At 71.7% G+C, this 21854-nt stretch carries 19 protein-coding genes; 10 read left to right on the top strand and 9 right to left on the bottom strand.

What is annotated here, in order from left to right:
* Positions 1–55: 55 nt before the first annotated feature.
* Both ACFWB8_RS13925 and ACFWB8_RS13920 read right to left on the bottom strand, forming a co-directional pair.
* A complete protein-coding gene (locus ACFWB8_RS13925; protein WP_385225619.1) occupies positions 56–1123 on the bottom strand; it encodes a sodium:calcium antiporter in 1068 nt (355 codons plus the stop codon).
* A gap of 303 nt (positions 1124–1426) precedes the next feature.
* Complete coding sequence (locus ACFWB8_RS13920; protein WP_385225617.1) at positions 1427–2389, bottom strand: TetR/AcrR family transcriptional regulator C-terminal domain-containing protein; 963 nt, start codon at positions 2387–2389, stop codon at positions 1427–1429.
* 181 nt (positions 2390–2570) lie between these two features.
* On the opposite strand from ACFWB8_RS13920, the gene ACFWB8_RS13915 reads away from it, so the two are divergent.
* Both ACFWB8_RS13915 and ACFWB8_RS13910 read left to right on the top strand, forming a co-directional pair.
* A complete protein-coding gene (locus ACFWB8_RS13915; RefSeq protein ID WP_385225615.1) occupies positions 2571–3833 on the top strand; it encodes an FAD-dependent monooxygenase in 1263 nt (420 codons plus the stop codon).
* Positions 3834–4225: 392 nt separating this feature from the next.
* On the top strand, positions 4226–4468 hold the full coding sequence (locus ACFWB8_RS13910; protein WP_385225613.1) for a protealysin inhibitor emfourin: 243 nt from the start codon (positions 4226–4228) through the stop codon (positions 4466–4468).
* Between the two features lie 95 nt (positions 4469–4563).
* On the opposite strand, the gene ACFWB8_RS13905 is transcribed toward ACFWB8_RS13910, so the two are convergent.
* Positions 4564–5940, bottom strand: coding sequence for an alpha/beta hydrolase (locus tag ACFWB8_RS13905; RefSeq protein ID WP_385225611.1), 1377 nt, complete (start codon positions 5938–5940; stop codon positions 4564–4566).
* Between the two features lie 67 nt (positions 5941–6007).
* On the opposite strand from ACFWB8_RS13905, the gene ACFWB8_RS13900 reads away from it, so the two are divergent.
* On the top strand, positions 6008–6625 hold the full coding sequence (locus ACFWB8_RS13900; RefSeq protein ID WP_385225609.1) for a TetR/AcrR family transcriptional regulator: 618 nt from the start codon (positions 6008–6010) through the stop codon (positions 6623–6625).
* Between the two features lie 66 nt (positions 6626–6691).
* On the opposite strand, the gene ACFWB8_RS13895 is transcribed toward ACFWB8_RS13900, so the two are convergent.
* The 3 genes from ACFWB8_RS13895 to ACFWB8_RS13885 form a co-directional block, all read right to left on the bottom strand.
* Positions 6692–7876, bottom strand: a complete 1185-nt coding sequence (locus tag ACFWB8_RS13895; RefSeq protein WP_385225607.1) for a zinc-dependent alcohol dehydrogenase — start codon at positions 7874–7876, stop codon at positions 6692–6694.
* 151 nt (positions 7877–8027) lie between these two features.
* A complete protein-coding gene (locus tag ACFWB8_RS13890) occupies positions 8028–10187 on the bottom strand; it encodes a S9 family peptidase (RefSeq protein ID WP_385225605.1) in 2160 nt (719 codons plus the stop codon).
* Positions 10188–10227: 40 nt separating this feature from the next.
* A complete protein-coding gene (locus tag ACFWB8_RS13885) occupies positions 10228–12009 on the bottom strand; it encodes an N-acetylglutaminylglutamine amidotransferase (protein ID WP_385225603.1) in 1782 nt (593 codons plus the stop codon).
* 1037 nt (positions 12010–13046) lie between these two features.
* Here ACFWB8_RS13885 and ACFWB8_RS13880 point away from each other — a divergent pair.
* Both ACFWB8_RS13880 and ACFWB8_RS13875 read left to right on the top strand, forming a co-directional pair.
* Positions 13047–14279 (top strand): spore photoproduct lyase family protein, encoded by a 1233-nt coding sequence (locus tag ACFWB8_RS13880; protein ID WP_385225601.1) that lies wholly within the window; start codon positions 13047–13049, stop codon positions 14277–14279.
* Positions 14280–14455: 176 nt separating this feature from the next.
* Positions 14456–14734 carry a GlsB/YeaQ/YmgE family stress response membrane protein gene (locus tag ACFWB8_RS13875; protein WP_385225599.1) on the top strand — a complete coding sequence of 93 codons (279 nt, stop codon included), beginning with the start codon at positions 14456–14458 and terminating at the stop codon, positions 14732–14734.
* Positions 14735–14986: 252 nt separating this feature from the next.
* Here ACFWB8_RS13875 and ACFWB8_RS13870 read toward each other — a convergent pair whose 3' ends face one another.
* Together ACFWB8_RS13870 and ACFWB8_RS13865 are read right to left on the bottom strand one after the other, a co-directional pair.
* On the bottom strand, positions 14987–16216 hold the full coding sequence (locus ACFWB8_RS13870; RefSeq protein ID WP_385225597.1) for a peptide ligase PGM1-related protein: 1230 nt from the start codon (positions 16214–16216) through the stop codon (positions 14987–14989).
* A gap of 298 nt (positions 16217–16514) precedes the next feature.
* On the bottom strand, positions 16515–16994 hold the full coding sequence (locus tag ACFWB8_RS13865; RefSeq protein WP_385225595.1) for an MSMEG_6728 family protein: 480 nt from the start codon (positions 16992–16994) through the stop codon (positions 16515–16517).
* Positions 16995–17317: 323 nt separating this feature from the next.
* Here ACFWB8_RS13865 and ACFWB8_RS13860 point away from each other — a divergent pair, with 323 nt between their 5' ends.
* The 4 genes from ACFWB8_RS13860 to ACFWB8_RS13845 all read left to right on the top strand — a co-directional run bounded on the left by ACFWB8_RS13860 (position 17318) and on the right by ACFWB8_RS13845 (position 20375).
* Positions 17318–17647, top strand: a complete 330-nt coding sequence (locus ACFWB8_RS13860) for a Rho termination factor N-terminal domain-containing protein (protein WP_385225593.1) — start codon at positions 17318–17320, stop codon at positions 17645–17647.
* Positions 17648–17778: 131 nt separating this feature from the next.
* Positions 17779–18234 carry an SRPBCC family protein gene (locus ACFWB8_RS13855; protein WP_385225591.1) on the top strand — a complete coding sequence of 152 codons (456 nt, stop codon included), beginning with the start codon at positions 17779–17781 and terminating at the stop codon, positions 18232–18234.
* Positions 18227–19816: a phytoene desaturase family protein gene (locus ACFWB8_RS13850; RefSeq protein ID WP_385225589.1), complete on the top strand. Its 1590-nt coding sequence runs from the start codon at positions 18227–18229 to the stop codon at positions 19814–19816. The genes ACFWB8_RS13855 and ACFWB8_RS13850 overlap by 8 nt, the downstream gene beginning before the upstream one ends.
* A gap of 166 nt (positions 19817–19982) precedes the next feature.
* Positions 19983–20375: a hypothetical protein gene (locus ACFWB8_RS13845; protein ID WP_385225587.1), complete on the top strand. Its 393-nt coding sequence runs from the start codon at positions 19983–19985 to the stop codon at positions 20373–20375.
* Between the two features lie 54 nt (positions 20376–20429).
* Here ACFWB8_RS13845 and ACFWB8_RS13840 read toward each other — a convergent pair whose 3' ends face one another.
* Positions 20430–21545 carry a glutamate--cysteine ligase gene (locus ACFWB8_RS13840; RefSeq protein WP_385225585.1) on the bottom strand — a complete coding sequence of 372 codons (1116 nt, stop codon included), beginning with the start codon at positions 21543–21545 and terminating at the stop codon, positions 20430–20432.
* A gap of 125 nt (positions 21546–21670) precedes the next feature.
* Between ACFWB8_RS13840 and ACFWB8_RS13835 the strand changes: the two genes are divergently transcribed.
* Positions 21671–21817, top strand: a complete 147-nt coding sequence (locus tag ACFWB8_RS13835) for a hypothetical protein (RefSeq protein WP_385225583.1) — start codon at positions 21671–21673, stop codon at positions 21815–21817.
* The last annotated feature ends 37 nt before the right edge of the window (positions 21818–21854 follow it).

The following is a 21854-nucleotide window of genomic DNA, read 5'->3' as shown; positions in this document are numbered from 1 at the left end:
GCCCTGCACGGGGCGGGCCCGCCCCGTGCAGGGCAGGGACCCGCGAGGAAGGGGGTCAGCCGAGGAGGGGGACGAGGCCGATGGCGAAGACGACGTAGAACAGTCCGGCGATCGCGAGGCGGCCAGGGGTGAGTTTGTGGGCGCGCATGGTGAGCAGGAGGTACACGATCGCGGCCACGGTGATGATCCCCGACCAGAGCAGGGGACCGTCGAAGTGCCAGCTGGTGAAGAACAGGCCGATCCCGCTGGGGACGGTGGCCTGGATCATCATGGCACCGGAGATGTTGGCGAGGGCCAACTTGACCTTGCCCTGTCGGACCCAGATCACGGCGTTCATGATCTCGGGAAGTTCAGTGGCGATCGGGGACAGCAGCAGCGCCGTGACCGTCGCGGACAGCCCCAGCATGGGGCCGATGACGTCGAGCTGCTTCACGAAGAAGTGCGCGGCGAAGAAGATCACCACGAGCGCGGCCAGGGTCTGGACGACCACGGCCCAAGTGGCCGGAGAGGAGGCCTTGGGCTGGAGCTTGAGCGGTTCCAGCTCCTCTTCCTCGTCGTCCGTGTCGTCGGCGCGGCTGCTGCGAATCTCGCGGACGAAGTAGACCGCGTACGCGGCGAAGAACAGCACGCCCAGGGCGGGCTTGAAGGCGAAGGCGACCAGGCCGAGCGCGACCTTCACGATGAAGATCGGCAGGAACCACTTCTGGTCCCGGGCCAGCCGCTTCATGTCCTTCGCGTCGCCGAGGGCCTCGCCGCCCTGCGGCAGGGCCACGCTCGAGCCGGCGGCGCCGGCAGCACCGGCGAGGATGGCCGCGCGGTCTTTGCGACGCTTGAGGATGAGCATCGTTCCGGTGACACCGTAGGCGACGGTGGCCAGTGCGAGCGGGCCACCCATGGCGGCACCGACTCCGATGTTCTTGGCTTCTTCGGTGGCCCCGGTGGTCACCGCGACCAGGGTGACCACGGACTCCGGCAGGGCGGTACCGAAGGCGGCCAGGATCGTGCCGACCGCCATCTTTCCCACGTTGAGGCGTTCGCCCAGCCACTCCACCGCGTTGACGAACCACTCACAGGAGAGATAGATCGCCACCGCACACGCGATGAGCAATACGAAATGGATCACGGGACTCGTCCAGCCTTCCCGCGTCTGCGGGGCTCGAGGACGACCGGCGTGAGAGGCGGCAGACGGCTTCGACCCCGCCGACACGCTGACATACGTCGTCGACAAATGGGCCGAAGGTCTCGCCCACCCGCATCCTCAAAGAACGCGGGCCCGGCCACCGGGAACCCGGGGGTTCCAGTGTGTCGACGACCGGTATCGCAGGGCTACTCCCCTTCGCAGCCACCCACCCTACCTGCCCCGGAGCCTTCCGGAGAAGCCGCCTCCTTTTGGTGTCGGTGGTCGGGGGCCTCCCGAGCTCTCCGTTCAGCAGGCGGAGCTCTCGTTGAGGAGTGAGGCGAGGCCGTCGAGGAGGCGCTGGAGGCCGAACTCGAAGAGGTCGTCGAGGTCGAGGTCATAACCGGCCGTGGCGAGGCGGGAGAGCGCGGGGAACCGGCCGGTGCCCAAAATCGCCAGGAGCTTGGACTCCTGGGTGGCCATCCACTCCTCACTGTCGAGGCCGCTGTGCGCCTCGGCCTCCCGCTCCGCCTCCAGGTTGACGGCGATACCACGGGCGTAATTGAGCAGTGAGAGGTGCGCGGTGAAGGCGGACTGCAGGTCGAGCCCGTGCGCGTGCAGGGTGGCGAGCATCCACTCGCTGTGCGGCAGTGCCGAGATGATCACCTGAGGGCGGGTCACCGACAGGGCTGGGGCGAGCCACGGGTGGCGGCGGAACAGGTCCCAGAGCTGCCGGGCCGCCAGTTCGATCGCCTCCCGCCAGCCCTCCGGCGGGTGGGCGGGCAGCGGGTGCTCCGCCATGACGCTGTCCATCATCCGCGTCAGCAGGTCGTCCTTGTCGGCCACGTGCCGGTACAGCGACATGGTGGCCACCCCGAGCTCGGCGGCCACCCTGCGCATCGAGACCGCGGCCAGCCCCTCCGTATCGGCGACCGCGACGGCGGCGCCGACGATCCGTCCGAGCGTGAGGGCCGGCTGGACCGAGGACGCGTCGGACGGCCCGCCCGGGCGTGCGGCGGCAGCGAGTCGGGCGGCCCGCACCGGGCGGCTCTGGGCCGCCACGACCGTCCCGACGCCCGGGACGGCGCGGACCATGCCCTCGCGGCGCAGTTCGGAGAGCACCTTGGTCGCGGTCGCCATGGCGACGCCCCACCGCCGGGTGATCTCGCGGGTCGAGGGCACGCGATCGCCCGGCGCCAGTTCGCCCGTCTCGATCCGCTGCCGCAGTTCGGCGACGATCTGGCTGTAGCGCGGTAGCGCCTGTCCGCCCACCGACACCCCTTCCGCACTAGTGCACCTGGAGGGGTGTCATCCTAGCCGCCGACGCCGGGCGATCCCCCGCACACAAGCACCTCCTCCACATCTCCGCACTAGTGCAGCACTCTCCAACACCCAATGGCGGAACACGCCTTCATGCTTGCATGCCGGTTTGCGTACGGCGTACATTCGCAGCATGCCGAACAACGGGATACTCATATGCGGTGCCGGCATCGCCGGGCCCGCGCTGGCGTACTGGCTACGCAAGGGAGGCTTCTCGGTCACGATCGTCGAGCGCACGCCGGAACCCCGACCGGGCGGGCAGACGGTGGATCTGCGCGGCGCCGGCCGCACCGTGATCGAACGGATGGGCCTGATGGACCGGGCCAGAGCGGAGAGCCTGGACCAGCGCGGCCTCGCCCTCGTCGACGCCGCCGGCCGGGCCACCGCCCGACTGCCGGCCGACGGCTTCGGCGGCGAGGGGTTCGTCTCCGAGATCGAGATCCTCCGCGGCGACCTCGCCCGTCTGCTGTACGAGGCCACCCTGCCGGACGCGGAGTACCTCTTCGACGACACCATCACCCAGATCGGTCAGGACGCGGACGCGGTCACCGTCACCTTCGAGAAGGCCGCGCCGCGCCGGTTCGCGCTCGTCATCGGCGCGGACGGGCCGCATTCCGTGGTGCGGGCGCTGGCCTTCGGCCCGGAGCGCGACTTCGTCCGCCCGATCGACCTCTACACGGCCTGGTTCACCGCCCTCGACGACCTGGACCTCGACGGCTGGTTCCTGATGCACAACGCGCCCGGCGGCCTGGTCGTCTCCGCGCGGCCCGGCCGCCTCCCCGGCGAGATCAAGGCCGGCTTCAGCTTCCGCTCGCCACCGCTCGCCTACGACCGGCGCGACGTCGCCGCCCAACAGGACCTCGTAGCCCGGCGCTTCGCCCACGTCGGCTGGGAGACCCCACGCCTGCTGCGGGCGATGCGCACCTCCCCGGACTTCTTCTTCGACTCCATGGGCCAGGTCCGCCTCGGCAGTTGGTCGCGCGGCCGCGTGGCGCTGCTCGGCGACGCCGGGTACTGCGCGACCCCGCTGACCGGCCTCGGAACCAGCCTTGCCCTGGTCGGCGCCTACGTCCTGGCCGGTGAACTCGCCGCCGCCGAGGGCGATCACGGTGTCGCCTTCCGCCGCTACGACACGGTGATGCGCCCGTACGTGAGTCAGGCGCAGCAACTACCGCCCGGCGGAGCCGCCGGGTACGCGCCGTCGGGCCGGCTCGGTATCCGGCTGCGCGACCTCTCGATGCGGTCGATGACCCGCTGGCCCATGCGGAACCTGCTCGCCGCACAGTTCGCCAAGGCCGGGGACATCGCGCTGCCGGAGTACGGTCTCGCCGAGAGCGCGGTCCACCCGTTGCCCTCGAAGCGCGTGTCGCGGAGGAGGGGCCGGATGCCGATGTAGCTGCAGCCACCGGACGCTTCCGTGAACGGCTCCCCCACAGCAGCGAATGCCCAGGGGCGATCCCGGCGCGCGCGAAGGCGGCGCCGACGCGCTGGTGGAGTCCGGTACCGAAGGCCAGGTGCTGGGCGGCCACGGTGAAAGAGCGGGCGGTGCCCAGGTCGGGGCGGTGGATGTCCGTCCTGTCCAGCCCGAGAACATCGAGGGCACCTGCACGGCGCCGGGGCGGGCCCCCTCCCCCGAGAGCCGACGACGGGTCAGCCACGCAGCGGCACTTTCCGGACGTTCGTACCGCCAGGGCCCCGCTCCGTGACAGCGGGCCGGCATTCGGGGCACCTGCGGCAGTGGCTGCGACGTGCAGGCCGCGACACCACCACGCACAGGGAGGAACAGCCATGCTGATCACGGTCACCCGCTCCGGAGGCTTCGCCGGCTTCGAGAAGCTCCGCTCACTCGACACCTCGGACCGCGCGGACGCGGCAGAGCTGGAGGGACTCGCGCAACGGGCCGTCGCCCCCGTCGCCGACGGCTACCACTACCGGATCACCGTCGACGACGACGTGCTCGACCTCCAGGACCCCGGCCTCTCCGACGACCAGCGGGCACTGATCCGCACCGTCCTCGGCGAAGGCGCCTGATCGGCAGCACACCGTAGAGATCGTCCTGGTCTCGAGCCCTGCCGGAACCACGGATGTCTGGCGATCACGGGCACCGCGAACCGCACCCAGGGTCTTCACTTGTGGTCGCGCAGGAAGGCGGGGATCTCGTCGGGGGTCGGGTAGTTCGGCAGGGGTGCGGGCGCGGGTGCGGGCTCGTCCTGAAGGAATGCGGTGATGGTGGCGGCGGCCCGGTCGTTGTTGTCGTCCAGGCCGTTCCACATGTGGTGTCCGACGCCGGGCATGTACTGCGTGCGCTGGATGGCGGGGTCATTGGCGAGGATGGTGGTCGCCCATTGACGGACCTGGGAGGTGCACTCGGCGATCATCAGCATCGCGGGGATCCGGGAGCGCCTCAGTTGGGGGGCGATGGAGGGTGAGTCCTTGACCGTCTGCTGGACGCGGAGGCTGGCGGCGGGACTGAAGGAGAAGTTCTGCGCCGTGTCCTCAGTCGGGATCGGGATGCGGTGCGCGTCGCGCGCACAGTAGGCGGATGCGGTGTCGCTGCCGAGGTCGGCGGCGGTGAACGCGTTGTCGCCTTCGGCCTGTCCGATCAGCCCGGTGTCGGGGGTGAGGAGTCCGAGTCGCATGAGGCCGAACGCCACGGCGTACCGGGGGGTGTGTGTCGACCGAGGTCCTGGCATGGTCGGCGCGAGTCCGCGCGCGGATGGCCGGCCCCCGTGCCCGGCGATGTGCGCGGTGGGGCCGTCCATCGGACCCGGTTCGGCGATGATCGCCCGGTGCAGGCCTGCCGCGACGCCCGGTTCGGCCAAGGCTCGGGTGAGCACGACCGCGCCTGAGGAGAAGCCGAGGACGTCGACACTGCCCTTGTCCAGGCGGTCGATGAAGGCGTCGAGGTCACGGACCGACCTGGAGATCGTGTACTGGTCCATGGATAGCAGATCGCTTCGTCCGCCGCCTGCCTGCTCGTAGGCGTAGACGTCGAAGCCTTGGCGCGCCAGGAGTTGCAGGAAGCGGTGGTCGAGCAGCGAGATGCCGCGGACCGGTCCGCCGTTGAGGTAGACGAGGGGGGTGGGGTGGCGGACGCCGTTGTTCGCGGGCGGGTAGTGGTACGCCGCGACCCGGCTGCCTGTGGCCAGGGTCCAGTGCTGCGTGGCCACGAAGGGCAGGTCGGGCGGGTACCGCCGGGCCGTGGGCGTGGTCGGGATGCAGACCGACGCCGTCAACGCTGCCGCGACAACCACCGGCAGGAAGGGCGCGAGCCGCCTCGCCCCGGGGCGACGCCGACCCCGCCACAGTGCGGCGGCAGTCCCGACTCCGAGGGCCGTCAACCATGCGCCGAGCCCCGAGCCGGCTCCGTTCGTGAGGGCGATCGTCACGAGGAAGACGATGACCAGCGTCGCGACGGCGGCCAGGGCCAGCAGTAAGCGGCCGGTGAAGCGAGCGAGGCGCATGCCGTACGTGGGCACGGCGGGGGACATGGCGGTGGGCACGGCGAACCTCCGAGGTTTCAAAACGCTGTTTCAAAACGACGTTATCAAAGAAGGTAGGCTTCTCGTCATGGGTAGGCCGAGAACGAACGACGCAGCCGTCAAAGAGCGACTCGTGGAGTGCACGACCGAACTGCTCGCCAACCGTCCGCAGGAGTCGGTCACGGTCCGCGCCGTGGCCACGGCCGCCGAGACGTCAACGGCCGCGGTGTACTCCCTGTTCGGCGACAAGGAGGGACTGATCGGAGCGGTACGCGACAAGGCCGTAGCCGGCTTGTTCCAGGCCCTGACGACGGTGGCGACCTCCGAGGATCCCCTCGCCGACATCTACGCACTGGCCGCCGCGTACCGACGATGGGGACGCGAACACAGCCACCTGTACTCGGTGTTGTTCGGTGGGGTGCAATCCTTCAAGCCCTCAGGGGCGGTCGGTGTCAGTGACCCCGTCCGGCCGCTCATCGCGGCGATCGACCGCGCCGTGACGGAGTCCGTCCTCGACGGCGAAGCGACGTCGATCGCCGTCTCGCTCTGGGTGACCCTGCACGGGCTCGTGACCCTCGAACTCGCCGGGGCGCTCGGCGCCCCCGCGGCAGAGGCCGCATTCCGTTCGACGGTCCCCGCCACACTGCGCGGCTGGACGGCCCCCGCGGTGTTCCGCAGCCTCCGGCACGACGGACCCGCCTCCTGACGCGGCGCGCGACCGCCCGCGCGCCAGGAACACGTACGGCTGCGGCGCCGGGTCCGGCCGCTCAGGTCACGGAGCGAAGAGGACCTTGACCGCGCCGTCCCGCTTCTTCTGGAACATCTCGTACGCGTCCGGCGCCTGTTCGAGGGGCAAACGGTGCGTGGCGAAGTCGTCGACGCCGAGGGGGTCCCCATCCGTGAGCAGGGGGAGGATGTCACCGACCCAGCGCCAGACGTTGGCCTGGCCCATGCGCAGTTGGAGCTGCTTGTCGAACATGGTCAGCAGGGGCAGCGGATCGGCCGCGCCACCGTAGACCCCGGACACCGAAATGGTGCCGCCGCGGCGGACGAGGTCGATGGCGGTGTAGAGCGCGGAGAGCCGGTCGATCCCTGCTCGCTTCATCATGGCCGCGGCCAGGGAATCCGGCAGGAGGGTGGTCATGCCCTGGGCGGCCGCGGCGATACGGCTGCCGTGGGCCTCCATGCCCACGGCGTCGATGACGGCGTCGGGGCCCCGCCCACCGGTGAGGTCCCGGACGGCGCCCGCCAGGTCCTCTCCGCACTCCTGGAGGTCCAGGGTGTGGATGCCGCGCCGACGGGCCCGTTCCAGGCGTTCGGGAACGAGGTCGATGCCGATGACCGTGCCGGCGCCGCGGTGAGCGGCGATGCGGCAGCTCATGTCACCGATGGGCCCCAGGCCCAGGACGGCGACGCTGCCGCCCGGGGGAACGGACGCGTACTCGACCGCCTGCCATGCCGTGGGCAGGACGTCGGACAGGTAGACGAAACGCTCGTCGGGCGGCCCGTCCGGGACCCGGATCGGCAGGGAGTTCCCGAACGGCACGCGCAGGTACTGGGCCTGGCCGCCCGGGACCTGGCCGTAGAGCTTCGTGTAGCCGAAGAGGGAGGCTCCGGTGCCGTGCTCGTGGACCTGCGTCGTCTCGCACTGGGACTGCAGCCCCCGGTCACACATGAAGCACGACCCGCACGAGACGTTGAAGGGGATCACCACCCGGTCCCCCGGCTTCAGAGAGGTGACCTCCGGCCCCACCTCCTCGACGATGCCCATGGGCTCGTGTCCCAGGATGTCGCCGGGTTCGAGAAAGGGCCCAAGAATTTCGTAGAGGTGCAGGTCGGAGCCGCAGAGGCCGGTGGTCGTGATCTTGACGATCACGTCATCGCGGTCCCGGATCGTGGGGTCGGGCACGGTGTCGACCCGGACATCCCGCTTGCCGTGCCATGTGAGTGCCCTCATGACGCCTCCTTGCAGACTGTGCCGCCTCACCGTGCGCGTGCCCCCGGCCGTGCCGCCGAACCGGAATGCCCGGGCTTTCCTCGGCGGCGTACGGGTGCCTTCGACTGGTCCATGCCGCACGCCTGCCCCGTGAGCGTCGATGAAACGGACATCAGGCGCCCTGGTCACGGGGCTGGGCCGGGCCGAGATGCTGTTCCAGCCAGTCCGCGGCGGCACGCCGGTAGAGCCGCCGGTTGTCCGCCCGCAGGAACTCGTGACCCTCGTCGCGCAACGTCAACTGCCGCGCCGGGACACCGCGTTCACGCGCCGCGCGGACGAACTGCTCCGACTCCGTCGGCGGCACGTTGGTGTCGTGCTCCCCGTGGACGGCCAGCACGGGGGCCCGCAGTTGATCGATGCGGCTCATCGGGGACAGGGCGCGGAGCAGTTCCCGGTCGTGTTCGGGGTGGCCGTACTTGGCGGCGGCGGACTGGGCGATCCACGGTTCCGTACGGGCGAAGAACGTGGCGAAGTCCGACATTCCGCAGACGGCGACCCCGGCACGGAAGAGTTCCGGATGCCACACCAGGGAGGCCATGGTGAGGTACCCGCCGTACGAGCGGCCCATCACCCCAAGCCGCAGGGGGTCGGCGTACCCCAGCGAGACCACGTGCGCCGCGCAGTCGGCGACGTCGTCGATCGCCGCGAACCGGCCGGCGCCGAGGTCCGCGTCCACGAAGGACCGGCCCCAGCCGGACGAGCCGCGGACATCGGGGGCGAACACGTCCAGGCCCCTGCCGAGGAGCTCGTGGTACAGCGGGCTGAAGACCGGCCGTTCCTGTTCCTCCGGTCCGCCGTGGAGGTGGATCACGCAGGGGGCCGGCCGGCCCGGGTCCCGGTGGGGCGCACGGTAGTACCAGCCTCCCAGCCGCAGCCCGTCGCGGGCCCGGCAGCGCAGGGGCGACGGTCGTACCGGGGGCCGCCCGGGTGGCACCGCGTCCTCGTCCCGGGCCGACCAGCCGGTGCGCGTGGGCGCGAGGGTCTCGTCGAGTTCCCAGATGCCGGGCCTGCGCCGGGATCCCGACAGGGCGGCGAAGAGTCCGCCGCGCGCCAAGGACGTGATGCGGGTGACCACTTCGTGGGGCAGGTCCGGGCGGTGGCGCGGTCCCAAGTCGCCGTCCGTGGGGCCGAGGGGGAGCCCCACGCTTTCCAGCTCGGTCGCGCCGTGCACGTTCCAGGCGAGGACGGCCCACCGACCGTGGTCGGGCACGCTCAGCAGGTCGAGGGCGGACTCCTCGCGCTCGGCCGCGAGGGAAAGCCCCCGGGCCGCGCCCTCCTCGTCCAGCCGTACCCGCAGGAGGGCCGCGAACTCCCGTTCCCTGTCGCTGCGCAGCCACAGCGTCCGCGCGTCGGCGGAGAACCGGCCGATCCAGGGATCCCCGTCCGCCACGTGCAGCGCGAGGGTGGTGCGGCCCGAAGCGGTGTCGAGTACGAGGGCCTCCCGTCGGCCGCGCGGGCCGCGGCGGACGAGCGCGAAGCGGCCGTCGGCACTCATGTCGCACACGCGCAGGGAGGCAGCTCCCTCCTCGCTGAACAGCAGCACCGGCGCGGTGGCTCCGTCGGGGTCGACCAGGTAGGCGGCCAGCCCGCCACTGCGGGCCGCTCCTTCGAGCAGGGTCGCGGGGCCGTCGCGTTCGGACCACGCCGAGCCCGGTGGCCCTGCGCCGGCCCACGACGCCCCGTCCGCGGCCACGTCCTGCGTCAGGTGTCCGGGTCCGCTGTGCTCCGAGCCCGTCGGGGAGGGCTGTGCGACCGTGACGGCCAGGGCGGCGCCGTCACGCGTCCAGCACCCGAGGTGGGCGGAACTTCCCGGCTCCGTGCCCGCAAGCACCTGGCGTCCGGTTCCGTCCGGCCGCACCACCAGGACCCGAGTGTGCTCGCCGCCCCCCGGCGCCGAGGTGTAGGCGATCCAGCGCCCGTCCGGCGACCAGGAGACCTCGGTCACCGGGTCGGGGTCGCCGTCCAGCACGTGCGCCTCGACCCCCCGGGCGGGCCCGCTCCACAGCTGGGGGACCCCGGCCCGGTCGCAGATGAACGCCACGTACTCGCCCGTCGGGTCGGCCGACGGGTACCAGCACCCGTGGGCGGCCAGGAGGGTCGGCGGGTCGGCGCTGCGATGTCCGGGCATCCGAACCGGCGCGGGGGCCGGTGCCGGGCCCGGGTCCGGGTCCGGGTCCGGGTCGGCCGGGGGCGCTCCGGCACCAGCGGGTTCGGCCGCCCGGCGGGGCGTTTCGTGCACGTGCTCCAGGGGTTCCGTGTGCTCCAGGGGCATGGGCCGCCTCTCCCAGGGTCCGCTTCCGGATGTCGACAGCTCAGTGGATGCCGTGCGATTGGAGCCAGAGTTCCAGCGACGCCACCTGCCACAGGGTGCTCGCCCCCCGTTTCGCGCGATGGCGGTTGGGTTCCGCGAGCAGCCGGTCCACGAGGCGCGCGTCGAAGAGCCCGCGTCGGCGGGCTTCCGGGGCCGTCAGGGCGTCCCGTACCCGGGCCAGCACGGGCTCGGCCATGTGCCGGACCGCCGGTACCGGAAAGTAGCCCTTGGGGCGGTCGACGATCTCCCGGGGCAGAACCGTACGGCCTATGTCCTTGAGCACGGCCTTGCCGCCCTGCGCGAGCTTCAGCCGCGGAGGGCAGGCCGCGGCCAGCTCGACGAGTTCGTGGTCCAGGAACGGCACCCTCGCCTCCAGACCCCAGGCCATCGTCATGTTGTCGACCCGCTTGACCGGGTCGTCGGGCATGAGCGCGTGGACGTCCATGCGCAGGGCCGCGTCGAGGGCGGTGTCGGCTCCCGGAGCGGCCATGTGGGTGCGGACGAAGTCCATCGAGGCATCGTGGCCGGCGGTGAAGTCCGGGTGCAGCATGGCGGTGAGTTCGGCGTGCGTCCGGTCGAAGTACGTGGTCGCGTACGCGTCGTCCGCACCCGGCCGGGCGGCGGAGGCGATCTGCGGGTACCAGTGATAGCCGGCGAACACCTCGTCCGCGCCCTGGCCGCACAGCACCACCTTGACCTCTTTGGACACCTGTTCCGACAGCATGTGGAAGGCCACGGCGTCGTGGCTGACCATCGGCTCGCTCATGGCGCCGATCGCGGCTTCCAGCGCGGACGGGAGCCGGTCGGACGGGATCATGAACTGGTGGTGGTCGGTCGCGAACCGGCGGGCGACCAGGTCCGAGTACCGGAACTCGTCGCCGTCCTCACCGTGCTCCGCCTCGAAGCCCATCGCGAAGGTCGCGAGATCGGCCTGCCCCTGCTCTGCGAGCAGCGCCACGATCAGGCTGGAGTCCAGGCCGCCCGAGAGCAGCACGCCCACGGGGACGTCGGCGACCGTGCGCCGCCTCACCGCCGTGCGCAGCGCGTCGTGCACGGCCTCCTGCCAGAGCACCGGGTCCTCGCCGAGCTCGGAGTGCCGGGTGTACGACGGCTGCCAATAGCAGTGGTCCCGGTGGGTACCGTCGCCCTCGATGACCCGGACGGTGGCCGGCGGGATCTTCCGGACGCCGGCCAGTACGGTGCGGGGCGCCGGGACCGTGCCGTGCCAGCTCAGGTACTGGTGGAGCGCGACCGGGTCGAGGGAGGTGTCGACTCCCCCGCCCGCCAGCAGGGCGGGCAGGGAGGAGGCGAAGCGGAGGCGGTCCCTGTCCCGGGCGACGTACAGGGGCTTGATGCCCAACCGGTCACGGGCCAGTACGACGCGGCCCGTGTGGTGCTCGACCACGGCGAAGGCGAACATGCCGACGAGGGACTCGACGCACTCCCAGCCCCACTCGGCGTACGCCTTGACGACCACCTCGGTGTCGGAGCCTGAGAAGAAGCGGTGCCCCAGCCCTTCCAGGCGGCCACGCAGCTCGCGGTAGTTGTAGATGCAACCGTTGAAGACCGCGGTGAGACCCAGCTGTGCGTCGGTCATGGGCTGAGCACCGCGCTCGGACAGATCGATGATCTTCAAGCGCCGATGCCCCAGGGCCACCGAGCCCTGCGACCACGCCCCTCTGCCGTCGGGTCCCCGCGGCTCCAGCGCGTCAGTCATGCGTTCGACCGCCGCGAGGTCCGGTCTACCGCCGTCGAAGCGCACCTCGCCGCTCAAGCCGCACACGGGGCACCCACCACGGGCAGGGCGCCTCGGGGGCGCCACCTCCTGGGGACCTCACTCTCGGTGGAGGACCTGTTCACGTACGTCATCACTACACTCCTGTGCCAATTCGGCCGACGATGGGGGGCCGACCCGAACGGGCGATCGACATATCGACATAGGGGCACCTGCCCGTCCGAGCGCGCCTTAAGCGGTCGCTCTCCCTCGGCGCTCCGGTCCGTACGCGTCAGCCCTCGACCCCCGTGGACGTGTGGGCGGCGCCCACGGGCTTGGATTCGGGCGAGCCCCGCTGTCGGCGTGTCCGGCGATGGCCTGCCCGACCAGGAGCAGCAGGAAGGCCGTCCCGAAGGCCAGGGTGAGGCGGCTGTTGTCCCGCCAGAAGCCGCTCCGCCGCGGCTTCTCGTCCGTGTCGGCTCTCATCGGTACATCGCCCGAACAGCGTGTCGCCGTCGAGGCGCAGCATGGCTCGGCGTCCGTACGGTCCGGTCGTGCGGACCGCCCCCGCCGTCGGCAGGTCCTCGGCACCCCTCGCCTCTGCGCACGCCTTCTTCTCGTCCTGCTCCAGCTGCCCGAGCGTCTCGGGTGCCAGTAGGCGGCAAACCGCCTCGTGGTCCCCGGAGGCCAGGGCGCGCTCGAACCGTTCGCCGGCGGCCCGTGGCCCCGTCCACCCGTGCCGTGGGCGCCCCGCACCCGCCGGCGAGCACACCGACGGCGCCTGCACACAGGACGGCTCGCCCGCGGCTCTCGCCATCGCGGAACCCACCGGCGAACCCGCTCCCGGCAGCAGGATCGGCTTCAAGCGACTTCTCCTCACGGAGGGCACCACGGCAACGGCATTCCCTACGTATGCCCCGCGCGTGCTCGCGAATCCGACCCGTTCCCCGTGGACCACCCGACCAGCCCCCCGCCGCAGGGGGCGTGCGGCCTGCGTCGCCAGGCCGGGCCGCCGCGAGCCGGCAGTGCCTCCGGGGACGGGAAGGGGGCCCGGCGCCTAGAGTGGAAAGTCCCTGGCAGCCGCCGATCCGAGCCGGAGTGCACGCATGGGCCAGCCTCCGCCCACCGGAGCCCGCCGGTCTCCCCCGGCGCCCTCCGCCGACCGCGCCGAACACGCCGATGCGCTGTTCGGCCTGGAGGACCTGCGAACGGGGCCCGCCCGTGCCGGCTCGTCGCGGCCCGGGCCCCTCATCGGACCCTCGTTCCGTGACTCGCCCGCCGCCCGCCGGTTGCTCTGCGTACGCGAGATCCACGCCGAGCCCGCAGCCGCGGCCTCGCCACGCGGACGGCAGATCCTGGCGCGCTTCCCCGACGCCCGGGTCATCGATGTGGACTCGCACTGGCGCATCCCGGAACTCCACGGCAACGAGGGCAACCTCGAACGCTGGGTCCGCATCAAGAGCGAGGTCCTCGTCCTGGGCGAGAAGAAGACGCTCGCCACGCGGCCGAACGGGAGGTCGGCCGACTGGATCGCCCCGGGTTCGGCGAACGGCTGCGCGATGGCGTGCGCCTACTGTTACGTTCCGCGCCGCAAGGGCTACGCCAATCCGATCACCGTGTTCACCAACATCGAGCAGATCATCGCCCACCTCGGCCGACACGTCGTGCGGCAGGGGCGCAAGCGGGAGCCGAACCAGTGCGATCCGACCGCCTGGGTCTATGACATCGGTGAGAACAACGACTGCTCGGTGGACGCCCTCATCAGCGAGAACACGGCGGACCTGGTGCAGGCGTTCTCGCGCTGGCCCACGGCCAAGGCCTCCTTCGCCACGAAGTTCGTCAACCCCGACCTCCTCCTGCTCGACCCGCGCGGCCGCACCCGGGTGCGCTTCTCGGTGATGCCCCCGCAGGACTCCCGGCTGCTGGACATCCGAACCAGTCCCGTGGAGGAGCGCATCGCGGCGGCCGCGGACTTCCTGGACGCGGGGTACGAGGTGCACTTCAACCTCTCACCCGTGGTCATCAGGCCCGGCTGGGAACAGGACTGGACGCAACTGCTGCGGCACATGGACGACGTCCTGCCCCGTGCCGTGAAGGAGCAGGCCGCGGCGGAGGTCATCATGCTGACGCACAACGAGGACCTGCACGAGCTGAACCTCGCCTGGCACCCACGGGCCGAGGACATGCTGTGGCGCCCCGATCTGCAGCAGGCCAAACGCTCCGAGAACGGCAGCTGGAACGTCCGCTACCGCAACCGCGACAAGGCCGAAGCCGTCGACACCCTCCGCCGCCTGGTGGCGTCGTACGCTCCCTGGTTGCGGATCCGCTACGCCTTCTGAGACCCCGCCGTTGACCCACGTCAGGTTGGCGGTCAGGGCTGCAGCCGTGTCGTGCCCCATCGCGTCGAACAGCGACAGGTGCACCACCGGGCTCTGCGCTGCGCACGTTTGAAAGCGCGAGACGCGTGAAGAAGCGACTTGACACTGGCCTCATCTCGCGAAGTAGGAGACGCATCATGGGCATCATTGCTTGGATCCTCATCGGCCTGCTTGCCGGCTTCATCGCGAAGGCGCTGATGCCGGGCAAGGACCCGGGCGGCATCATCATCACCATGCTCATCGGCATCGCGGGCGGCCTGCTCGGCGGGTGGCTCGGCAAGGTCATCTTCGGCGTCGACTCCATCGACGGCTTCTTCGACCTCTCCACCTGGATCGCCGCCATCATCGGCTCCGTCATCCTCCTGGCCCTCTACCGCCTGGTCATCGGAAACCGACACTCCCACCGGCATGCCTGACCGCGGCTGACGGGCCACACGGACCACGGCGGACGGAGTGTGCCGTGCCGGTCCAGTGACGTGACTCCACGGCCTCACGGAAGTACGCGATCCCGGTCCCCACGCGGTCTACCGGATTCGGAACGAGCGCACCAACGAGATCCAGGTCATCACGCAGGAGCAGATCGAGCAGGAGGCGGACGGCGCCTCCCCGCTCTGAGCCCATGGGGCCGCCCGCCTCGCTCGCGCGGGCCAGGCGGGCGCCCGTACGGGTCAGGCCTTCTCGAATTCCAGGGCCTGCGCCAGACCGTCTTCCAGCTCGCGCACATCGCTCCCGTGCGCGGCAATGACCGCGTAACGCCAGGAGTGGCGGTCCGGCGGTGCGTCCGCGTAGAGCACCACTCCCTCGCCGCGCTGCGGGTCGAAGGCGACACCGCGTGCGCGCAGCCGCTCAAGGGCCTCATCGAAGCCGACGGACCGCCGGGTCCGCTTCTTCGAGACCGCCCATGCCGGACGGGCGAGGCCGGCCGCCGCTGTCAGCCGGGTGACCATGGTGTACGGCGTGGTGGTTGCGGTACGGCGGACGTTGCTCTCGCTGGCGTACGTGACGCCGTCCGTGCTGATGAGAGCGTCCAATCCGAAGGGGCCGAGGTACCCGTGCCCGGCCAGGTGGCGGCCCAGCCTTGTTCCCCACTCCTCCAGTTCGGCTGCGGCATGCGCACAGGACGGCGGTAGTGGGGAGACGTACCCCGTGAAGGAGCCCTGCTCCGTTCGCATCGCACCGCTGAACAGGGCGCGCGTTCCGGAAACGGTGTTCTCCATCTGGATGCTGACCGACTCGGCCACCGGTACGCGCTCCTCGACCACCCACGTGCCTTGTGGGCCGCCGACGGCGTCCAGCGCCAGGGCTGCGCCCCGTACGTCCTTCCGCGAGAGGAAGCGCAGACCGTGTCCCCCTGCGGAACGGTCGGGCTTGACCACCACCCGCTCGTGCCGCTTGAGCAGCTGCCGCACCACCTCCTCCACTTCCGGGCGACGGCACACCCGTCCCTCCGGCAGGCGCATGCCCACCTGCCCGGCGGCTTGACGGAAGCCCGCCTTCGTGTTCAGGAGCATGGTCGTCGGCAGGGCGGCGACAGCCTCGTCAACCGTGGCGTAGGGGTGCACCGTCACCCCGAGATCCCGTGCGAACGCCAGGGCGGACGCGTCCTGGGCCGTGGGCAGCAGGGCCGTCCCCGGCTGACCCGCGTGGGCCCGTACCCGCCCGAGGAGCCCGGCCCGGCGGACCGCTTGTGCCAGCGGTACGGCGCCGCACGGCGGCACCTCGATGACCGTTGCCTGCTCGCTCGGCACCCCCGTCAGCTCGCTCACATATCGACGGAACTCCCCGCTCAGCGGTCCGGGAGTCACCAGTACGTCGCCGGCCCGCAACAGCCATGCCTTGCGGGGCGCCTGCTGCGCCCACTGGGCCAGAACGTGGGACTCTTCAAGATCGACTGCCAAGTCCGAAAGAAAGTTGGCAAAAACCACCAGGGGACCCACGTCCGGCTCGCTCACCACTGTTCCTCCCGAGGGGCTGCGTACGTCCGGTTCTCCTGCCCCCAGGATGCTCCTGCCGAGCGGACGCCCGCAGACCGAGGGGCAGACGGCGTGACGCAAACGCGCGTGCGCGGGCGCCTGCCCGGGCGTGGGCCCGCCAGCGCGAGAAGGCGGCGGCAGGCCTCTGACTCCGGGGCCGCGGCGCCCCGTACCCTCCACCTGGGAACCGGCATCGCCGCCGGCCCCGCACGGGAACCGCCGCTCACGACGCCCCGTCGGGCTCCCGGTCGGACTGTGGCCACACGTACGGCAGGTCGTCCGGTACACCGGGGAAGCGCTCCCGGTAGAAGGCCGGGTCCTTGCGCACCAGCGCGGACTGGTGGCTGCGATGGAAGTCCGGTGCGCCCAGCCACGGTGGCAGGTCCCCGTCGGCAGCCAGCTGTTCCTGCGTCCGCGGACCTCCCCCCGGCCGCCACGTCCCGAAGTCCTGGACGAGGGTGGCGGCGCAGGTATCGGCCCGTTCCGCGGCGGTCCACACCCCGCAGACCTCCAACCCGTACCGGACGAGGGCCTCCTCGTACCCCGCCCACATCCGCACCGCCGGGTGCCTGCGCCAGCCGTAGCCCGGGACGATCAGGCCGCGCAGCACCTGCACGGCCTCGACCCGCTGCTTGCCGAGCCTTCGCACGTCCAGCGCGGCTGCGGAAGCGGCGAACGACGGGAACGGAAGGAACGTCTGCATGGGGCGGGTCTCCCTCCGGGACGGTGATGCGCGCGGTACCCGAGCCGAGTGCCCGCGACCACCCGGTGCCTTCCATCATGCGCGGGGAGGCACCGGCCAGGGCCTGACGGAGGGCACGCGCGCCCACGCGCGGCCACGAGCGGCCTAACGCACCTCTACGTATCGCGTGGGGCAGCTTTCGTTGCCGCCCCGGGCGCGGCAACGAACGGCGCGGCCCGTCCCTGCGAGTCGCACGCCCGGTCCGGACCGTGCGAGATGCGGCGTGATCGGGGTACGCGCACCATGACCGTGACACCACCACACCGCCGATGAAGGGTTTCGTCATGCCGCAAGGATCCAGCCCCAAGCGCGAGCGCCAGTACGAGCACATCAAGGAGTCGGGTGAGAAGCGCGGCATGTCGCAGGACCGTGCGAAGGAGATGGCCTCCCGCACGGTGAACAAGGAACGCGCCCGGTCGGGGGAGAGCAAGACGGCGAGCCGCAGCTCCACCCAGGGCAAGTCCGCCTCGCAACGCGGCGGCGAGAAGTCCCGTGGCGGCGCCAGCTCGTCCGAACGCACCAGGGACGAGCTGTACCAGGAGGCGAAGAAGCGCGGCGTCGAGGGCCGCTCGACGATGACCAAGCAGCAGCTCATGAGCGCCCTCAGCCACTGACCGCGGGGTGGGGAGGCGGCCTCCTGCCGTGGGCCGCCTCCCCCGCGCCCGGGGCCTGCCGCGCGCCGCGCCGCGCCGCCGCACCCACCCCAGCCGCACCCATACCGTTTCGGCAGGAGGAGGAGCCCCCCGTGGCCGTCCGTCATCAGCTCATCCGACGTCCCCCTCGCGCTGTGTGGGCCGTACTCGCCGATCCGACCCTCTACGGGGAATGGGTAGCGGGCCCGTCCGAGTCCACGCCGCTCGACGCCACCTGGCCCGAACCGGGTTCCCGCCTGCGCTACACGGTCCCGCTGGGCCCCTGGTCCGCCGAGGGCGTGACGACCGTCCGTCACCGGGAGACCGGCAAGGAGCTGGAGCTGGAGGCGTCGTTCAAGCCCCTCGGCACGGCGAGGATCTTTCTCCAGCTCAGGCCGTGGGGCGAGGAGACGCTCATCGTCTGCGACGAACACCCCCTGCGCGGCCTCGGGGGCACCCTCCACAACCCCGGGATCGAGGTGCTGCTCCAGCTGCGGCACCGGGGCATGCTGGCCCGTCTGGCCAAGGTCGTGGAACGGCAGCCCGACGAGGTGCACCGGCGTGCCTGACGCGGTGGTGATCGGGGCCGGGCCGAACGGACTGGTGGCCGCGAACCTGCTGGTTGACGCCGGGTGGAGCGTGGAGGTCCTGGAGGCGCAGGAGGAGCCCGGAGGGGCCGTACGCAGTGACCGCGGGGTGCACCCGGACTACGTCTCGGACCTCTTCAGCGCCTTCTACCCGCTCGCCGCCGCCTCCCCCGTTCTGGCCCGACTCGACCTCGCCGCCGAAGGCCTGCGCTGGAGCCGCGCCCCGCGGGTGCTGGCCCACCCCCTGCTGGACGGCCGGTGCGCGGTCCTCGAACGCCGCGTGCAGGACACCGCCGCCGGGCTCGCGCAGTTCGGGGCGGGTGACGGCGAATCCTGGGAGAACATGTACCGGACGTGGAGCCGGGTCGGGCCGGACCTCGTACGGGCTCTGTTCACGCCCTTCCCCCCGGTCCGCGCCGGCCTCCGGCTGGCCGCGAAGCTCCGCGCCTCCGGGGGTCTGCGGCTGGCCCGGAACCTGGCCCTGCCCGTGCGCCGCCTGGGTGAGGAGGAGTTCGCCGGCGAGGGCGGCCGGCTCCTGCTGGCAGGCAATGCCCTGCACGCCGACCTGGCCCCCGAGGCGGCGGGCAGCGGCGGCTTCGGCTGGCTGATGTCGATGCTCGGCCAGAGCCACGGCTTCCCGGTGCCCGTCGGCGGGGCCGGCGCCTTCACGGCGGCGCTCGTGAGCCGTCTGCGGCGCCGCGGCGGAGTCCTGCGCTGCGGGGAGCGGGTCTCGTCCGTCGTCGTACGCGGTAACACGGCCGTGGGGGTCAGGACCGCGGGCGGGGAGACGATCGACGCGCGCCGGGCCGTACTGGCCGACACGTCGGCGCCGGCCCTGTACCGGGACCTGGTAGGCGAGGAACACCTTCCCTCCCGCCTCCTGCGGGACCTCGAACGCTTCCAGTGGGACTTCGCGACCTTCAAGGTCGACTGGGCGCTGACCGGCCCGGTGCCGTGGACGGCTCCGGGAGCGGCCGGCGCCGGTACCGTCCACGTCGCCGACGGCATGGACGGCCTCACCCGGTTCGCCGCGCAGATCGCCACGGGACACGTGCCCGACGAGCCGTTCGCCCTCTTCGGCCAGATGACCACCGCGGATCCGAGCCGCTCGCCCGCCGGGACGGAATCGGCCTGGGCCTACACCCACCTCCCGCAGCACATCAGCTCCGACGCGGGCCCGGACCACATCACCGGCAGGTGGGACACCCGCGAACAGGAAGCCATGGCCGACCGCATCGAAGCGCAGGTGGAACGATTCGCACCCGGCTTCCGTGCCCTGATCGGCGCACGCCGCATCCTGGCCCCCACCACCCTCCAGGCCATGGACGAGAACCTCCACCGCGGCGCCGTCAACAACGGCACCACCGCCCTGCACCAACAGCTGATCTTCCGTCCCACCCCGGGCACCGGCCGCCCCGAGACCCCGGTCAAGAACCTCTACCTCGCCTCCGCCGCCGCTCATCCCGGAGGCGGGGTCCACGGCGCACCCGGCGCGAACGCCGCCCGGGCCGCATTGCGCCCCCGCGCACTGCGCGCCCCCTTCCACCGCGCCCAACGCATCTGACGGGCCGCAGAGCCCGCTGGACGATGCGGTCCGGGCCGCCGAATCCGCGAGCGCGGCCGCCACCGCGGCACCGCACGCTGACCGCCCGATGCGCCTAGGCTTGAAGGGGTACCACCGGACACAGGCGCCACTGATCCCCGTAGCCGGAAGGCAGGCAGGCCACATCATGGCTAAGCAGCCGAAGTCGTCCCATCCCAAGCACGGCGAAGGCCCGAGCCCGCACAAGGGCACCGAACAGCACGGCTGGTCTCCCGACGTGGACGAGACCCGTCAGCAGGACAACCCGAGCGCCCATCGTTCCTTCCACCCCGACCAGTACGCCCCCGCCAAGGGCCCAGGCCGCAAGGTCTCCAAGGAGGAAGCCGGAAATCCGCACGGCAGGCCCACGAAGAGCATGGGCCGCCGCGGCGAGGACCAGAGCAAGGCCGGCAGCGACGAGGACGGCATGCACGACACGGGCCCCAGGGGCCGCTCCCAACGCCCCAGCGGGACCAAGGACGCATCCGCCTACACCGGCGTCGACCCGCAGGATCCGCCGGGAACCCGCAGCGCCGGCTGACCCTGAGGCCCCCTGGCCCAGGCGCGGGCCCAGGCCCTCAGGGCGCTCAGGCCCTTAGTGCTTGATCGTCATCTCCGCGCATCGGGTGACGACGGACGCGAGAGTCTGCCCGTCGGCGCGCAGCCGGCGCTGTACGCGGGCGCCGTTCCCTCGTTCGTGCAAGTGGGCAATGCCTTCCCGGACCCGCTCGTCGTCGCCGTGATCCCGCAGCGCCTCGCGCACGTGCTGGTACAGCGCCTCGACGGCGTGTTCGGCGGACGTCTCCCGCATGCTCACGGGGTGCAGCAGGGGCCCCTCCAGGCCCGAGCGGCCGGCCCGCCAGGAGGCCAGCCGCAGCAGACTCGTACCGACGCGGGCCGGAGGCTGGCCGTCCTGCCAGGCGCGTGCCGCGGTCTCGACCAGGCCGCGTACGAGGGCGGCGAGCAGGACGGGCGTGGAACCGTCCAGACAGACGTCGGCGACCCGGACCTCCACGGTGGGGTAGACGGCCGACAGCCGGGCGTCGAAGTAGATCATGCCCTCGTCGCGCAGCACCCCGGTGTCGATCATCGTGCGGACCTGCTCGTGGTAGCGGTCGGCGGAGCCGAAGACGTCGACCGGGCCGGCGGAGGGCCACCGGTTCCACACCCGGCTGCGGTAGCTTCCGTACCCGCTGTCCTCGCCCTGCCAGAATGGCGAGTTCGCGCTCATCGCCACCAGGACGGCCAGCCAGGGCCTGATGCGGTCCAGGACCGCGACGCCCTCCTCGTCCGAGGCGACCGACACGTGGACGTGGCAGCCGCACGTCAGCTGCTCCTGCGCCGTCAGCCCGAACTGCTCGCCCAGCCACCGGTAGCGCTTGCCGACGTTCAGCGAAGGCCGCACGGACAGCGGCGACGTCGCGACCGCCGCCACCACGGCGCCGGCACTCGCCGCGTGGCGGGCTGCCTCGCCGCGGATGCGGAAGATCTCCTCCTGGAGCTCACCCATCTCCGTGAGCGGTTTGGTGGCGAACTCGAGCTGCTCCTTCTGCAGTTCCTTCTCGAACTCGTGGTCCCCCCGGCCGCTGGTGCCGGGGCGCTGCCAGGCAAGGCGTTCCGCGGCCGCGAGAACCGCCCCCGAAACGGCGAGCGGGGCACCGCTGCGGGCATCCACGAGCAGCAGCTCTTCTTCCACTCCTACGCTTCGCATGTCGCCGCCCGTCGGTCGAACCGTCAGATGCCCGACGCCTACCCTGCCTCCCCACGACCATGCCGCAGCCCGGTCCGCCCGCGCACGCGCCGTAATGCGCCCCACGGCTCCTGCACCCAAGATGGGTGCGACACACCCTGAAGCCGCGCGAGGAGGAGGAGCGGGCGGTCACGGACGCCCCCGTGCCCGCCGACGACACCCACGCGCTCCGGTACCTGGTGGTGGTAGCCGGTGACCACTTGGTGCAACGACGAGAGCGACGGCGACCATGACGGCCCCGTCAGCCGCCAGCCGCCCATGGACACAGGC

Origin of the sequence: Streptomyces sp. NPDC060031 (genome assembly GCF_042736805.1) — a bacterium.
GTDB lineage: Bacteria > Actinomycetota > Actinomycetes > Streptomycetales > Streptomycetaceae > Streptomyces.
The sequence above is the reverse complement of the archived record's forward strand: the minus strand, read 5'-3'. Positions and strand labels throughout refer to the sequence as shown.